Here is a 16,906-nt window from a genome sequence, read left to right as displayed (position 1 = left end):
TATCCTTTTATTAGTCAATTTCTTGTGCAAGTATTTTTAATAAGTTTTCTCTTGCTTCTGAAACACTTACATTTTTTTGTTTAACTCCTGCAGCCTTTATGTGGCCACCACCACCATAAACCTCTGCAACTTTTCTCACATCTATATCATTTTTAGATCTTAAGCTTGCTTTTACTCCGTCATCTACTTCTTTTAAAAGCAAACAAACTTCAACACCTTTTATTCCAAGCCCGACCGAAAGCACATCTGAAGTATCAGTATTTAGTAAGTTAAATTCCTCTAATGTTTTCTTTTCTATTTCAAGAACAGCTACTTTATTATTTAATACAAGTTTTATATCAGATAAGACACGCCCCATTAATTTTACTTTTTCAAAAGGTTTATTATCAAAAAGATTACTGTGAATTTTACTGCTATTAACTCCAAATTCTACAAGTTCTGCCACTATATTGTGAGTCCTCTTTGTAACATTTGAATGTCTGAATGAACCTGTATCTGTTACAATTCCAGTATAAATAGCGCTTCCTATCTCTACATGACTTTTTTGATTATCAATTTCATTTTTCAAATAAAATCCTAATTCCTTTACTAGTAAATAAATTATTTCACAAGTAGCAGCTGCAGTTACATCTATGTAATTAATAGATCCATATTTATCATTTGAAATATGATGATCAATATTAATTACTTTTCCATTATAGTTTGTTAAATCTGCAGATATTCTTTCTACATTACCGCAATCTAATATAATTACTAAATCAGTATTAGCTTTAGGTTCCACTGTGCTTCCATCAATATCATTAGCTAAGGAAAGGTAAGAGAGGTTATCTGGAATAACATCTCTTGATATAATATAAGAATCCTTTCCTAAGTATCTCAATGCATTAAGCAATCCTAGAGCACTACCTATAGCATCTCCATCCGGAGAAGTATGAAATGACAATCCAATTCTTTTTGATAATAAAATTTCCTCTTTTATATCCTTAATATTACACATCATTGTTTACTTATTTTTTGAATTAACTCATCCATATGCATACCATAATTAATAGAGTCATCCAATTCAATAATTATTTCAGGAGTATGTCTTAAATTTATTTTTTGACCTACCGTTTTTCTTATAAATCCACTTGCTTTTTTTAACGCTTCGAGATTGCTCTTCTTTTCTTCATCATCTTTAGAAAATATACTTACATAGACTTTAGCATATCTTAAGTCCTTAGTTACTTTAACATCTGTTACTGAAATCATAGCTGTAAGTCTTGGATCTTTAACTTCATTTTGAATTAAATTACTAATTTCTCTTTTAAATTCTTCGTTAATTCTTCCACCTCTATAATTTGCCATGTATGTTACTCACCTCTTTAAAGTTCTTTTCTCTTGACTGCCTCCATCATGAAGCATTCAATAATGTCGCCTTCTTTAATATCATTAAACTTTTCAACAGTTAAACCACATTCATATCCGGCATTAACTTCCTTTGCATCATCTTTAAATCTCTTTAATGATGATAATGAAGATTCAAAAATTACTATTCCTTCTCTTATTACTCTTGTTTCTGCATTTCTTTGAAGTTTACCCTTTAAAACATAGCATCCAGCAATTGTTCCAATGTTTGAAATTTTATAAGTTTCTCTTACTTCTGCTGTTCCAAGTATAACTTCTTTATAGTCTGGTTCAAGCATTCCTATCATTGCTGATTTAACATCTTCAATTGCATCATAGATAATTCTATAAGTTTTAATATCTACTCCATCTCTATCAGCTTGAGCAGCTGCATTATTATCAGGTCTTACATTAAAACCTATAACTATTGCATTAGATGCGGTTGCAAGTGTTATGTCAGTTTCTGTTATAGCACCAGCACCACTATGAATTACTCTTACCTTTACATCATCAGTAGAAAGTTTTTCTAATGATTGCTTTATAGCTTCAACAGACCCTTGAACATCCGCTTTAACTATAATAGCAAGTTCTTTTACTTTACCTTCTTTAATTTGATTATATAAATCTTCTAGAGAAACTCTATGATTAGCAAGTAAAGTTTCTGCTTTTAATTTATCTTTTCTAGTTTCAGCCATATTTCTAGCTGTCTTTTCATCTTTTACTTGATTGAATCTATCTCCTGCTTCTGGAACTTCTGAAAGTCCTAAAACCTCTACCGGAATTGATGGTCCCGCAGATTTTATCTTCTTACCAGTATCATCAAACATAGCTCTAATTCTACCATATGTAGAACCTACTAAAATAGAATCTCCAACTCTTAATGTTCCATTTTGAACTAATAAACTTGCAACTGACCCTCTACCTTTATCAAGTTTAGCTTCAATAACTGTACCAACAGCTCTTCTATTTTTATTAGCTTTAAGTTCAAGCATTTCTGCTGAAAGAAGAACCATTTCAAGTAATTTATCAATATTTAAATTTTGTTTTGCAGATACTTCTACAGATATAGTATCTCCACCCCAATCTTCTGTAAGTAGACCATGTTCAGCTAATTCTTGTTTAACTCTATCTATATTAGCACCTGGCTTATCAATTTTGTTTATTGCAACAACAATTGGTACTCCAGCAGCTTTACAGTGATTTATAGCTTCTTTTGTTTGAGGCATAATTCCATCATCAGCAGCAACAACTAATATAACAACATCAGTAATTTGTGCTCCTCTAGCTCTCATTGCAGTAAATGCTTCATGTCCTGGAGTATCTAAGAATGTTATTTCTTCTCCATTCAATTTAATGGTATACGCACCTATATGTTGAGTTATACCACCTGCTTCTGTATCAGTAACCTTTGCTTTTCTTATACAGTCAAGTAAAGATGTTTTACCGTGGTCAACATGACCCATAACAGTTACGATTGGAGGTCTCTTTTGAAGATTTTCTTCTTCATCTTCTTCTATTTCTAACACTTCTAATTCTTGGATTTCTTCTTTTCTTTCAAGAATAACTCCATATTCAGCACAAACTTTTTCTGCTGTTTCAAAGTCTATTTCTGCATTAATAGCAGCCATAACACCTGCAAAAATCAATGTTCTTATAACATCATTTGAAGGTTTTTTTAATTTTTCAGCTAACTCTTTAACTGTTATACTTTCACCAATTTCAATTATTTGACCTTCAGCATTTTCTGCTTCTGCTGCTCTTTGTGCTTCTTCTTGTTCTTCTCTTCTAGTTTTTTTCTTTTTCTTTGCACCTTTGTTAAGTTCTTCTGCTAATTCATCTTCATATACGTCAACTATGCTCTTTGATCCTGTAGCTGCTTCAGTAATTTCTGCTGATCTACCTGCTAATAATTCTTTTATTAACTCAGCATCTTCATCTTCAATTGTGCTCATATGATTTTTTACTTCTATATTAAATTCTTCCATTAATATAGTTATTAATTCCTTTGAACCTATATTAAGTTCCTTTGCTAATTCATGTACTCTTATTTTTGACATGCAGTCACCCCCGTATTATTATCTACTCATATATTTTTTCCTCCTCATATAGCTTTAATAATTTTTCTGCTATATTCTTATCCAAAATCCCTAAAATCATAATTTCATCACGTCCTATAGGACTTCCTAATTGCTCTTTTGAGAACTCTTCAATATATGGTATTTTTTTTTCTAAACAATGCTTTATAAATTTCTTTTTTGAAGCATTTGATAAATCATTAGATATTATAAACAAATAAATTTTAGTTTTATTTCTTAAATCATCACATTTGCTATATCCTTCAAGCAAAGCTCCAGATTTCTTTGCAATGCCTAAGAAATTAAAAAACTTACTCATTACTAGCTTCATCCTTTAATTTTTCATAAATTTCTTCACTAATGTTTGTTTCAAGGTTTCTACTAAGCCTTTTTGTCTTGAAAGCTTTTTCAAAACATTCAATGCTTTTGCAGATATATGCACCTCTACCTGATTTTTTACCTGTTAAATCAACACTGACATCACCTTCAGGTGATTTCACAACTCTTACCAATTCTTTTTTTGGTTTCATTTCCATGCATCCAGTACACATTCTTAAAGGAATTTTCTTAGCCTTCATGAAAAGCACCTCGCTTATTCTTCTATTTCTTCTATCGAAGCTTTTACATCAACTTCGACTTCTTCTAAATCAGTAGTTTGTTCATTTTCTATTTCTACTTCAGTATTTAAAATTCTTTCATCCTCTTCATCTTGAGCTTCTTTTTGAGATTTACTCTTAATATCTATTTTCCAATTTGTAAGTTTAGCCGCAAGTCTTACATTTTGACCTTCCTTACCAATTGCAAGTGAAAGTTGATTGTCATCAACAACAACTTTTGCAGATTTACTTTCTTCATTAACTACTACGCTTAAAACCTTTGCTGGACTTAAAGAATTAGCTATAAACTCTACTGGATCTTTATTCCATTTTATTATATCAATTTTTTCATTTTTAAGTTCATTAACTATACTTTGTACTCTTACTCCTTTAGGTCCTACACAAGCTCCCATTGGATCTACTTCTTCATCATTAGAATATACAGCTATTTTACTTCTTGAGCCTGCTTCTCTCGAAATGCTTTTAATTTCAACTACACCTTCGAATATTTCTGGAACTTCAAGCTCAAATAATCTTTTTACCAATCCTGGATGTGTTCTGGAAACATGTATTTGTGGCCCTTTACTTCCATTTTTTACTTCTACTATATATAGTTTTAACTTTTCATTAAATTTATATTCCTCATTTGGAATTTGCTCGTTAGGTCCTATAACACCTTCTAATTTTCCTAAATTAACAAAAACCATCCCTTTATCTTTTCTCAAAATAGTTCCTGTAATTATATCAAATTCCTTTTCTTTATATTCATCATATATAATACTTCTTTCAGCTTCTTTAATCCTTTGTGTAACTACTTGTTTTGCAAGCTGTGCCGCAACTCTTCCAAAATTTTTAGGAGTTACTTCTAAATTAATAATATCATCCACTTCACTATTTGGATTTATTTCCTTAGCTTCCTCTAATGAAATTTCTGTGACATCATCATACACTTCGTCTACAACAGTTTTTTGAGCATATACATGTATTTCACCTGTTTCTCTATCTATATTCACCTTTACATTTTGCGCATTTGTATTAGCATTAGCATAATTTTTCTTATATGCTGCAACCATTGCATCTTGAATAGTTGTAAAAAGTAAATCTTCACAAATCCCCTTTTCTTTAACTAATTCTTTAAGAGCGCCTACAAACTCTTGATTCATTTTTATACCCTCCTCGTTATATTTCCCCTTCTAAATTGGCTGATTTTATTTTATCTTTTGGGATTTCAAACTCTTTTTCTGCTTCAACCATTATAAATTCTTCAGAAACCTCTTTCAAAATTCCTTTTACACTCTTTACACCTTCAATTGAACCTGCAAGCTTAATCAAAACTTCATTTCCAATGAACTTCTTAAAATGTTCTTCACTATATAATCTCCTATTAAGACCTGGTGAAGAAACCTCTAGATAATATGCTTCTTTAATTGGATCTTCAGCATCTAACAAACCACTAACTCTTCTTGAAACAGCTTCGCAATCATTTAAAGATATTCTATCATTTTCTTTGTCTATATATATTCTTAAGTAAAAATCTCCACTTTCTTTTACATATTCAACATAATACAATTCACATGATAATTCTAAAACAATAGGTCTTATTAATTCCTCAATTTTTTCAATTAAAGCATCTTTTTTCATCATTCTAACCCTCACTTTCATATTTTAAAAAAACATATTTCATAGGTATTTTATGCATTTTTAAAATTTGTAATCAAAAACGCAACTATCTTAAGTTAGTTGCGTTACAAACAGAAAGAGCGGGTAACTTCCCACTCCTTTTCTAGCTATTAGAAATAATTCTATTTATAGAATATCACAATTTTTCTCACAATACAAGGGATAATCTAAATTAAAATTTAGATATCTATACGTTCAATTACCAATTAGTAATGAACTTATTTCTGAAATTCTTGAATTGAATACAATGCTAATTAGACACCATATCCTTATATAAAAATTACAATTGCTATAAATTCTCTATTTCTTTCATTAAAGCATCAACTAGCTCTTCTTCTTTAACCTTTTTTATTATTTGACCTTTTTTAAAAATAATGCCTTCACCTATACCTCCAGCAATTCCAATGTCAGCTTCTCTAGCTTCTCCAGGACCATTAACAACACAGCCCATAACTGCTACTTTAATATCTTTTTTATGGTTTTCTAATCTTTTTTCAACTTCTTCTGCTATTTTTATTAAGTTTATTTGAGTCCTTCCACAAGTAGGGCAGGATACAAATTCAACACCTTTTTTCTTTAACCCTAAAGTCCTCAAAATCTCAGTCCCAACTTTTATCTCATGAACCGGATCAGTAGTTAATGATACCCTTATAGTATCACCTATTCCTTCTGCTAAAAGTGTTCCTATTCCTATACTTGATTTAATAGTTCCTCTTTGAATTGTTCCAGCTTCCGTAACTCCTAAATGAAGTGGATAATCACATTTTTCTGCAATCATTCTATAGCAATCTATCATCATTTGTACATTTGATGATTTTATAGATATTACAATATCATAAAAATCTAAATCTTCTAAAATTTTAACATGCCTTAACGCACTTTCAACTAATCCCTCTGCAGTTGGCATACCATACTTTTCTAAAATATCTTTTTCTAACGAACCAGAATTCACACCTATTCTTATAGGTATCTGTTTTTCCACACAAGCTTCTTTGAGAATTTTAATCCTATCAACGCTTCCAATATTCCCAGGATTTATTCTTAACGCTGAAACACCATTTTCTATAGCTTTTAAAGCTAATTTATAATCAAAATGTATATCAGCAACTACTGGAATAGGTGATTTTTTTGTTATTTCTCCAAGCTTCTCTGCATCCTCCATATCTAACACTGCACACCTAACAATATCACATCCTGCATCGAATAATTGCTGTATTTGTTTTAAAGTTGCTTCAACATCTTTTGTTGGGGTATTAGTCATTGATTGTACTGTAATTGGAGCATCTCCTCCTACATATATATTTCCAACTTTTACTTTCCTTGAGTTTCTTCTTTGCATATTTATTCTCTCCCAACTTTTTTCTCGATTCACAAATTAATCAATTATCATTGATCATCTAATTAAATTTAACCATCGAAAATCAAATCATATTTATTTATGCAAACAACTTACTCACACAAATAATTTTATGCAAGTAAGTGTCCTTACTATTTTCCTAAATTTATCGGAAACACAAAATCTTTTATAGTTACCAGTATCATTAATCCTATAAGTGCTGAAAATCCAACATAATTTAACACTCCAACAATCTTATCTGGAACCTTTCTTCTTGTTATTAATTCAATTAATAATATTACGCACCATCCACCATCTAATGCTGGGAATGGCAATAAATTGAACACTGCAAGATTAACGCTCAAAATACCCACGAAATTTATCAAAGTCCATATACCTGCTTCTGCTGCTTTACTAGACATTTTAATAATTGTAACTGGTCCTCCAACATCATTTTTTAAATCAAGTTTTCTTTCAACAAGCATTTCCAACGATTTAAATGTCTGAGAAACATAGGATGCTGTTTTATTAAAACCTTGTTTAAGGCTATCTCCAAATGTTGGATTTTCTACCCCACCAAAAACAACACCAATTTTATATTGATTTTCTGCATTAATTTGTGGCTTAACTGAAATTTCTTTTTCTTCTCCATTTCTGTCAACCAAAAAATTCACAGGTTCACCCTTCGATAAATATACATCTAATACAATATCATCATTAGCAAAAACTTTTGAATTACCTGTTCTTATAATTCTATCACCTTCTTGCAAACCAGCTTCATATGCTGGAGATGCATTTTGAACTTCTTTAATTGTTGTACTTATATATCCGAAATTATATGTTACACTTGTAAATATAACTATAGCCAACACATAATTCATAAATACACCCGCAATTATTATGCTTATTCTTCTTAAAGGAGATTTAGCCGAAAAACTTCTTTCATCCTCTACAGCCTCTTCTTCTCCCATCATCTTTACATATCCACCTATTGGGAAAAGACTCAAAGAATATCTTGTTTCTTTTCCTTGTTTAGATAGTATTCTCGGTCCCATTCCAATAGAAAATTCCTCAACTCTTACACCATTTAATTTTGCTAAAGTAAAATGACCTAGCTCATGAACAATTATTAAAACTCCAAAAGCTAAAATGGCCATAATTAAATAAATTACATACATTTCTAAAATACCTCCTAATTTGCTACGTTATTCACTACATAGTCTTTAACTTTTTTATCTAATTCAATAATATTATTTAAATTCAATTCTTTACTTGCCTCTTTTTTAAATACTTCCATACATTTTTCTATTATATTAGGAATTTCCAAAAATTTTATTTTTTCGTTTAAAAACAAATCAACAGCTGCTTCATTCGCCCCATTTAGAATTGTTGGCATGAGTCCACCTATTTTTCCTGCTTTAAACGATAAATCTAAGGATTTAAATGTAGCTATATCAGGTTTTTCAAAAGTCAACTTTGATATTTCATAAAAATCAATAGTTTCTGCTACAAGATTCTTTCTTTCCTCATAATTTAATGCATACTGTATCGGAAGCCTCATATCTTGGGCTCCAAGTTGTGCTATTATACTTCCATCTGTGTATTCCACCATAGAGTGTACAATACTTTGTGGGTGAACTAAGACCTGTATATTATCATAATCACAATCAAAAAGCCAATGTGCTTCAATCACCTCAAGCCCTTTATTCATAAGTGTTGCAGAATCTATAGAAATTTTTCTTCCCATATTCCATTTTGGATGCTTTAATGCATCTTTCACTTTTATTTCTTGCAATTCGCTTATTTTTTTACCTCTAAAAGGCCCTCCTGACGCTGTTAATATTATTTTCCTTAATGAATTAATATCATTTCCTCTGAGCGATTGAAATATAGCACTATGTTCTGAATCTACTGGAAGTATTCTTACATTACTTTTTTTCGCAGCTTTCATTACAATTTCACCTGCAACCACTAGAGTTTCTTTGTTGGCAAGAGCTATGTCTTTTTTAGCTTCTATAGCTTTCATTGTTGGTTCTAATCCTATCATACCAACTACAGATGTCACTACTATGTCAATTTCATCTAAAGATGCAATTTTATTTAATCCTTCTATTCCATCTAAGACTTCAATTTTCTTATTTGTTTCCTTACAATGTTTTTTTACTTCTATAGCACTCTTTGAGTCCATCATAGCAACATAAGCTGGCTTAAATTCTTCTATTATATCAACAATCTTTTTTACCGAAGTATTTGCAGTTACTCCTATTAATTTAAGCTCACCATTTGATTTTCTAATTACATCTAAGGTTTGAGTTCCTATAGAACCTGTAACCCCTAATATCGAAAGTTTCTTCATTCTTTTCCTCCTAACAACACAAACCCTAAAAACCTAAAAATTCAATATTTAAATTCTATTCAATATTGCATATCACAGAAATAATCCATGCATTAATTGATAATCGATATATATTCTTCTTTACCTCTAAAAAATCAATCTTTACTAAAAATTATTTCTTTAGCGATAATGCCATACATTGGCCCTATCACTATTCCTAATATCCCAAATATTTTTGCACCAATATATATAGACAGCAATATAACAAAAGGGTGTATTTCTAATTTATCTCCTAAAAATTTAGCTTCTAAAACTTCCCTAACTATTTGAACCAATAAGTATACACATATTAATCCAAATGCCACAAAAAATTTCTTTGCTATAATATTGTATATTATAATAGGAATAAATACAATTATTGTTCCAACATAGGGAAGTATATCTAAAATTCCACATACTATACCTAACATAAAAAAATTAGGAACTTTGAGCATAAAAAATCCGCTAATTATTTCTAAAGTTGAAATAAGAACAAGAATTCCTTCAATTACTATCATCTGGTTTAGCTTTGTCCTTTGGTTCTGAAATTTATAGATTATCTCTATCGGAAGCAACATAGATATTAATTCTAAAATTTCTGCTTTATCTACCAATACAAAAAATGCGCAAATATTTCCAATAAAGTATGCCAAAACACTATCTCCAGTATTTATAGCTCCATTTCTTATATTTTGATCATTAATTATCGAAATTACACTTTTTCCAAATTTAAAATCACCAAAATCTATATTGAAACTATTTGAAATTTCATTGATAAATTTATTCACACCTTCCAAATTTGATAAATATATTCTTTTTAGTAAAGCAAATATCTCACTCCCCAAATATATAACTACAAGAATCACTACAATATTAACAATAATGATACTTAATGCACCAGCTATTTTATTAGGAACTTTAGCATTAATCATAATTTTATATATGGGCGCGCAAACTATCACCATAACAATCATAGATATAAATGGTTTGAAATAGTATTTGATAAAAAACGTTCCTATAGCTATAAAAACGAAACATATTAAAAGTGAAAAAAGTTTTTTATATGTTTTGAAAATATTCTTCACCTCACTGACTTTATATTATCTCTATTTTTATATTATATGCTTGTAATTTTCCCTTAAAACTTCATAATAAAAATTATAGAAAAATCTATGCTTTCGTGTACTCATATAAGAAAGCATAGATTTATATTTTCATTTTTAAATACTATTAAATTTTAACCATAAAAGTCAGATAATAAAACACAACCGTTGCGGAAAATATTATACTATCAAATCTATCTAATATTCCACCGTGTCCAGGAATAAGATTGCTATAATCTTTAATTTCTACATATCTCTTTATAGAAGAAGCAACCAAATCTCCTAATTGCCCAAACAAACCACATAAGGCTCCTATTATAAAGTAGTTATATATTGGCATAATATTAATATAATTTTGTATTACAACTCCAAATATCCCAGTAAATATTGTCGCGCCAATAAGTCCACCAACAGAACCCTCTATAGTCTTTTTAGGAGATACTTTAGGTGAAAGCTTATGTTTCCCAAATAACTTTCCACTATAAAATGCCGCAGTATCAGAAAGCCATGAACCTATAAATATAATCCAAACTAAATAGTGACCAGATGGCTTTGCATTAACTAAATATACAAAACTGAATAGAATTCCGCAATAAATTACTCCTAATAAAGTTACTGCAACATCAATAAATGAGTATTCTAAATTTATAACTGGAACTATTAACAATATAAATACAGCCGCAACAAGTATATACATCATAAGTTCAAAGTTATTATTTAATAAATAGTATATTATCAGTAGAATATATCCCACACTTTTTATTGGCTTAAGATTTTTTTCTTTCAATGCTCTATAAAATTCCCAAAGTCCTATCATAGATATTGCAAATACAAATCCTTTAAGATAAACACCTCCAAGAAAAATGAATATTATAAATGGAGCAATCATTGCAGCACCTAAATATCTATTATCAGATTTCAAAATCCAACCACTCCTCTATTTTACTTTTCCAAATCGCCTATCTCTATTTTGATAATCCTCAATTGCTCTTCTTAAATCTTTTTCTTTAAATTCAGGCCAGTTTATATGCGAATACCAAAATTCAGAATAAGCACATTGCCATAGTAAAAAATTACTAAGCCTCTGTTCTCCAGATGGTCTAATTATTAAATCAGGGTCTGGTATACCCTTAGTATATAAATAATTTTGTACCAATATCTCATCAATATCATCTTCAGATATTTTGTTATTTTTTACATCTTCACTTATAAGCTTTATTGCTCTTATTATTTCATCTCTTCCACCATAGTTTAGAGCAAAATTCAAGTTAATTTTTGTATTATTCTTAGTAGTCTCTATAGCATTATTTAAGGCTTTTTGGCAGTCCTCTGGTAGTTTTGTAATATCTCCTAACAGATTCATTTTCACGCCATTTTCATGGCATTCTTTTAACTCCTTATTCAAGTAAGTAACTAACAACTTCATTATTGCTCCAACTTCATCCTTAGGTCTAGACCAATTCTCAGTTGAAAAAGCATATAAAGTTAAATTCTTAACACCTAGCCTTGTTGCTTCTTTTAAAACTACTCTAATGGTTTCCATTCCAGCTTTATGCCCCATACTTCTAGGCATCTTTTTTTCCTTAGCCCATCTTCCATTTCCATCCATTATTATAGCTATATGATTTGGAATATTATCCATATCCAATTCAAAGTTTTCATTTTCTTGTTTTTTTGATTTAAAGATATTTCGCATGCTTTCATCCCCCTAGCTCGCAAAAACTGAGTTCATATATACTTTAAGTAATTTATATACGGATTTTATTCTACACATAATAAAAATCACATCTTTAATATTAAAAATATCCTTTTAACAAAAAAACCTGCTTTCTTAGCAGGTTTTAAAATCTAAACAGATAAGACCTCTTTTTCCTTTGCAGCTATTATTGCATCTATTTCTTTTACAACTGCATCTGTCTTCTTTTGAACCTCATCTTCAGCTTTTTTCATTTGATCTTCTGATAAATCCGAATCCTTTTTAAGAGCTTTAATTTTATCATTTGCAGTTTTTCTAATAGATCTTACAGCTACTTTAGCTTCTTCTCCAGTCTTTTTAACATTTTTAACAAGAGTTTTTCTAGTTTCTTCTGTTAATTCTGGAACAACCAATCTAATAATTGCCCCATCATTTGATGGGTTTAATCCTAAATCAGATTTTAATATAGCTTTTTCAATCTCCTTTAAAAGAGGTTTTTCCCATGGTGTTATCATAAGTACTCTTGGCTCTGGAGCAGAAACATTTGCTACTTGAGTAAGCGGGCACATGCTTCCATAATAATCTACTTGAATTCTGTCAAGCATAGTTGGATTTGCTCTTCCTGCTTTCATTGTTGATAAATCTGATTTTAAAACAGATATTGTTTTATTCATTTTTTCTTCTGCATTTTTAATAATATCCTTAATCATGATTTTCCTCCTACTTCTTTTTAACTAATGTACCTATATTTTCCCCATACATTGCTCTTTTAATATTTCCAGGGTCATCTAAACCAAATACTAAAATTGGGATTTCATTATCCATACATAATGATGTTGCTGTAGAATCCATAACTTGTAAGCCTTGGTCTAATACTTCTATATATGATAGTGTATCATATTTTTTAGCATCTGAATACTTATGAGGATCTTTATCATAAACTCCATCAACCTTTTTAGCTAAAAGAATTACGTCAGCTTCAATTTCTGCAGCTCTTAATGCAGCAGTTGTATCTGTTGAAAAATATGGATTACCTGTTCCAGCTGCAAAAATTACTACTCTTCCTTTTTCTAAATGTCTCATTGCTCTTCTTCTTATAAATGGTTCTGCAATTTCCTTCATTTCTATAGCAGTTTGTACTCTTGTCTTAACCCCAACTTGTTCTAACGAGTCTTGAAGTGCTAATGCGTTAATACAAGTTGCCATCATTCCCATATAATCTGCTGTAGTTCTGTCCATACCTTCTCCGCTTCTACCTCTCCAGATATTTCCGCCGCCAACAACAGCTCCTACTTCAACGCCCATATCAACTAGTTCCTTAATTTCAAGTGCTATCCTCTTTGCCACATTAAAATCAAGTCCAAAACCACTCTCACCAGCTAATGCTTCTCCTGAAAGTTTTAAAATTACTCTCTTGTATTTACACTCTGCCATTTCCAATTACCTCCTGAATCTTTTAGGGATTATCTCAAGTCATCCACAACTTTGAGTAAAGTTTTGCTTTGCAAAACCTCATTACTATATTTACTTTATTTCTTAAAAAAAGAGAACACAAAGTGTTCTCTTATAGGTTTAAACTACTTACCGATTTGTCTTGCAACTTCTTCAGCAAAGTCTACCTTTTCAACTTCGATTCCTTCTCCTCTTTCGTATCTTACGAATCTAGTTACTTTAATTGGAGAACCAACCTCTTTAGATTTCTCTTCTAAGAATTTAGTAATTGTCTTATCGCCATCTTTAACCCATGGTTGTTCTAAAAGACAAACTTCTTTAAAGTACTTTTGAATTCTTCCCATAACCATTTTTTCAACGATATTTTCTGGTTTTCCTTCATTTAAAGCTTGAACTCTATATATCTCTTTTTCTTTTTCCATTGATGTTGTATCAACATCATCTTTACCTAAGAATAATGGGTTTGCTGCTGCAATTTGCATACAAACTTCTTTTGCAACTTCATCTAAAACTTCTGAAGCTTTATCACAAGAAACCTCTACTAAAACTCCAATTCTTCCGCCACCATGAATATAGCTACTAACTATTCCATTATCAATAGAGAATTTAGTAAATCTTCTTACTGACATGTTTTCACCAAGTTTTGCTATTAAAGCTTTTAAGCTTTCTGCAACTGTAGCATCTCCATCAAACTTTTCTTCAAGAAGTTCTTCTACTGTTTTAACTGAAGTTTCAGCTACCATTTTAGCTAATTTTTCAGCAAAACCAACAAATTCTTCATTTAATGCAACGAAGTCTGTTTCGCAGTTGAATTCAAGAACTGATCCAATTTTCTTATCATCTGAAATATATGTCTTAACTATACCTTCAGCAGCAACTCTTCCTGATTTCTTAGCTGCATCTGCAAGTCCTTTTTCTCTTAAGAATTCAATAGCTTTTTCAATACTTCCTTCTGTTTCAACTAAAGCTTTTTTGCAATCCATCATTTTAGCTCCAGTCATTTCTCTTAGTTCTTTAACTAATTGTGCTGTTATATTTGCCATAACATTAATTCCTCCTCTATATATCAAGTGAAATTTAATTCATTAAATTTTATATATTTATCTTAATCTTAGTTGAATTATCCACAAACTGACTTCATTTATAAGCAACTAAAATGTCTTTTTCATGTGACAATTGCTATTCTATACCTAACAAAAAGGGTAACTGAAACAAAATTCACTTACCCTTATATTTAATTATTCAGCTATTTGTTCACCTTGTCTTGCTTCTATAATTGCATCAGCCATTTTAGCAGTTATTAATTTAACAGCTCTGATTGCATCGTCATTACCTGGTATTACGTAATCAACTTCTTCTGGATCACAGTTTGTATCTACGATAGCAACTACTGGTATTCCTAAGATTTTAGCTTCTAAGATAGCATTCTTTTCTTTTCTTGGATCAACAATGAACATTGCTCCAACATTTGTAGCATCTAAATTTCTGATACCACCAAGATTTTTTTCAAGCTTTTCCATTTCTCCCTTAAGTTTTATAACTTCTTTCTTAGGAAGAACTTCGAAAGTTCCATCTTCTTGCATTTTTTCAATTTGTTCTAATTTTCTAATTCTACCTTTGATAGTAGTGAAGTTTGTTAACATTCCACCTAACCATCTGTTATTTACGAAATGCATGTTACTTCTGATAGCTTCTTCTTGTATTGCTTCTTGAGCTTGTTTCTTAGTCCCAACGAAAAGTATATCCTTACCTTCATCAGCTACTTGCTTAATAAAGTTATAAGCTTCTTCAGCTTTCTTTACTGTTTTTTGAAGATCTATAATATAGATTCCATTTCTTTCTGTGAAGATATAAGGAGCCATCTTAGGGTTCCATCTTCTTGTTTGGTGTCCGAAATGTACACCTGCTTCTAATAATTGTTTCATTGATATTACTGACATTTTGTTACCTCCTTGGTTTTTACCTCCACAACCTTCAGCTAATAAACTTCTCTTAAATTAAGAGCACCTAATTTATCAATTTGGTTATGTGCGTATTTTCTTACCTTATGTAGTATATCACAAGGTATTTAACGTATCAACAAAAATTTTTTAATTTTAGACAGATAAAATACAACTTATCAAAAAATATATGTTATTTATTTTAAGTTTTATCATACTTAATAAATTTTATACATATTTAAAATATCCTTTAGTTTATTTTTTTATATCACATATTATAATTATTTTTTCAAAAAAATAGCTATAGGCTTAATGCCTATAGCTATAAAACTTATTTAATTTTTCTTAATTCTTCTATTAATTTTTCATTTAAAATTCTAATGTAAGTTCCCTTCATTCCAAGAGATCTAGATTCAATGACTCCTGCACTTTCAAATTTCCTCAAAGCATTTACTATAACACTTCTAGTAATTCCAACTTTGTCTGCTATTTTCGAAGCAACTAGCAAACCTTCATTTCCATTCAGTTCATCAAATATATGCTCAACTGCTTCTAATTCAGAATAAGAAAGAGTTCCTATCGCTAATTGAACTACTGCCTTTTTTCTTGTATCTTCAGCAATTTCATCTTGCATAGCTCTAAGCATTTCCATCCCAACTATTGTAGCACTATATTCTACTAAAACCAAATCTTCATCAGTAAATGGATTACCGAATCTAGCTAATATTAATGTTCCTATTCTTTCTCTGCTTCCTATAATCGGAACTATTGTTGATAGCTTATCTACTTTTTTGCATTTACCAATTTCTTGAAACACACATCTTCCTTCATTTGGAAGATTAGCTAAAGTATCGTTAACTTCCAATAATGTGTTATTGTAATCTTCTGGAAATCTCTTATCTTCTATAACTTTTTTCTCCATTGCTTCACATTCAAAATCATTTCCAAATGTGTATCCTAGCACTTTACCTTTTTTACTTATTATGTATGCATTACATTCAAGAACTTCGCTTAATAATGTACATATATCTTGAAATGCTACAGGTTCTGTACCAGATTTCTGTAGAATTTTATTTAACATTCTAGTTTTATTTAATAATGATGTCATATTATTATCCTCCTTGGTAACAGTATATAACTGTTATATAAATGAACCTTCTAAGTTGTTAGAAAATTCGCAATATACTGAATTTTTTAACAAGTCACTATTAAAACTAGTTTATCACATAAAATTCTCATTTTCAACACTTCTTTTTTGCTATTCGACA

General features: G+C 30.1%; 18 protein-coding genes. All 18 read right to left on the bottom strand.

All coding sequences use genetic code 11. From position 1 onward, the window contains the following. Positions 1-10: 10 nt before the first annotated feature. A complete protein-coding gene (locus tag L3B98_RS02805) occupies positions 11-997 on the bottom strand; it encodes a bifunctional oligoribonuclease/PAP phosphatase NrnA (protein ID WP_238915643.1) in 987 nt (328 codons plus the stop codon). Further along, complete coding sequence (gene rbfA, locus L3B98_RS02800) at positions 997-1,347, bottom strand: 30S ribosome-binding factor RbfA (RefSeq protein WP_015391436.1); 351 nt, start codon at positions 1,345-1,347, stop codon at positions 997-999. Before rbfA ends, L3B98_RS02805 begins: the two co-directional genes overlap by 1 nt. A gap of 17 nt (positions 1,348-1,364) precedes the next feature. Then, complete coding sequence (gene infB, locus L3B98_RS02795; protein WP_238915517.1) at positions 1,365-3,443, bottom strand: translation initiation factor IF-2; 2,079 nt, start codon at positions 3,441-3,443, stop codon at positions 1,365-1,367. A 22-nt stretch (positions 3,444-3,465) separates the two neighbouring features. After that, positions 3,466-3,780, bottom strand: a complete 315-nt coding sequence (locus tag L3B98_RS02790; RefSeq protein WP_015391434.1) for a 50S ribosomal protein L7ae-like protein — start codon at positions 3,778-3,780, stop codon at positions 3,466-3,468. After that, on the bottom strand, positions 3,773-4,039 hold the full coding sequence (locus L3B98_RS02785) for a YlxR family protein (RefSeq protein ID WP_238915516.1): 267 nt from the start codon (positions 4,037-4,039) through the stop codon (positions 3,773-3,775). Before L3B98_RS02785 ends, L3B98_RS02790 begins: the two co-directional genes overlap by 8 nt. Positions 4,040-4,053: 14 nt before the next feature. Then, entirely contained in the window at positions 4,054-5,220 is a 1,167-nt protein-coding gene (gene nusA, locus L3B98_RS02780) for a transcription termination factor NusA (RefSeq protein ID WP_238915515.1), read from the bottom strand. A 16-nt stretch (positions 5,221-5,236) separates the two neighbouring features. Further along, entirely contained in the window at positions 5,237-5,698 is a 462-nt protein-coding gene (rimP, locus tag L3B98_RS02775) for a ribosome maturation factor RimP (RefSeq protein ID WP_238915642.1), read from the bottom strand. A 328-nt stretch (positions 5,699-6,026) separates the two neighbouring features. Further along, the gene (gene ispG / locus L3B98_RS02770; RefSeq protein ID WP_238915514.1) at positions 6,027-7,076 is read right to left on the bottom strand and encodes a flavodoxin-dependent (E)-4-hydroxy-3-methylbut-2-enyl-diphosphate synthase; all 1,050 of its coding nucleotides are present in this window, start codon (positions 7,074-7,076) and stop codon (positions 6,027-6,029) included. Positions 7,077-7,225: 149 nt separating this feature from the next. After that, positions 7,226-8,251: a M50 family metallopeptidase gene (locus tag L3B98_RS02765; RefSeq protein WP_238915513.1), complete on the bottom strand. Its 1,026-nt coding sequence runs from the start codon at positions 8,249-8,251 to the stop codon at positions 7,226-7,228. 14 nt (positions 8,252-8,265) lie between these two features. Then, positions 8,266-9,429 carry a 1-deoxy-D-xylulose-5-phosphate reductoisomerase gene (locus L3B98_RS02760; protein WP_238915512.1) on the bottom strand — a complete coding sequence of 388 codons (1,164 nt, stop codon included), beginning with the start codon at positions 9,427-9,429 and terminating at the stop codon, positions 8,266-8,268. A gap of 134 nt (positions 9,430-9,563) precedes the next feature. Then, positions 9,564-10,532, bottom strand: coding sequence for an AI-2E family transporter (locus L3B98_RS02755; protein ID WP_238915511.1), 969 nt, complete (start codon positions 10,530-10,532; stop codon positions 9,564-9,566). A 145-nt stretch (positions 10,533-10,677) separates the two neighbouring features. Next, a complete protein-coding gene (locus L3B98_RS02750) occupies positions 10,678-11,472 on the bottom strand; it encodes a phosphatidate cytidylyltransferase (protein WP_015391426.1) in 795 nt (264 codons plus the stop codon). Positions 11,473-11,487: 15 nt separating this feature from the next. After that, complete coding sequence (locus tag L3B98_RS02745; RefSeq protein WP_238915510.1) at positions 11,488-12,246, bottom strand: isoprenyl transferase; 759 nt, start codon at positions 12,244-12,246, stop codon at positions 11,488-11,490. Positions 12,247-12,398: 152 nt separating this feature from the next. Beyond that, entirely contained in the window at positions 12,399-12,956 is a 558-nt protein-coding gene (frr, locus tag L3B98_RS02740; RefSeq protein WP_015391424.1) for a ribosome recycling factor, read from the bottom strand. Between the two features lie 10 nt (positions 12,957-12,966). Continuing rightward, on the bottom strand, positions 12,967-13,680 hold the full coding sequence (gene pyrH, locus L3B98_RS02735; RefSeq protein WP_015391423.1) for a UMP kinase: 714 nt from the start codon (positions 13,678-13,680) through the stop codon (positions 12,967-12,969). Between the two features lie 143 nt (positions 13,681-13,823). Further along, entirely contained in the window at positions 13,824-14,741 is a 918-nt protein-coding gene (tsf, locus tag L3B98_RS02730) for a translation elongation factor Ts (protein ID WP_015391422.1), read from the bottom strand. A 195-nt stretch (positions 14,742-14,936) separates the two neighbouring features. Further along, on the bottom strand, positions 14,937-15,638 hold the full coding sequence (gene rpsB, locus L3B98_RS02725; protein ID WP_015391421.1) for a 30S ribosomal protein S2: 702 nt from the start codon (positions 15,636-15,638) through the stop codon (positions 14,937-14,939). Positions 15,639-15,969: 331 nt separating this feature from the next. Beyond that, on the bottom strand, positions 15,970-16,746 hold the full coding sequence (gene codY / locus L3B98_RS02720; RefSeq protein WP_015391420.1) for a GTP-sensing pleiotropic transcriptional regulator CodY: 777 nt from the start codon (positions 16,744-16,746) through the stop codon (positions 15,970-15,972). Positions 16,747-16,906: the final 160 nt, after the last annotated feature.

This window comes from Clostridium sp. YIM B02555 (assembly GCF_022320955.1).
GTDB classification, from domain to species: domain Bacteria; phylum Bacillota; class Clostridia; order Clostridiales; family Clostridiaceae; genus Clostridium; species Clostridium saccharoperbutylacetonicum.
This window is presented reverse-complemented; position numbering and strand designations above follow the sequence as displayed.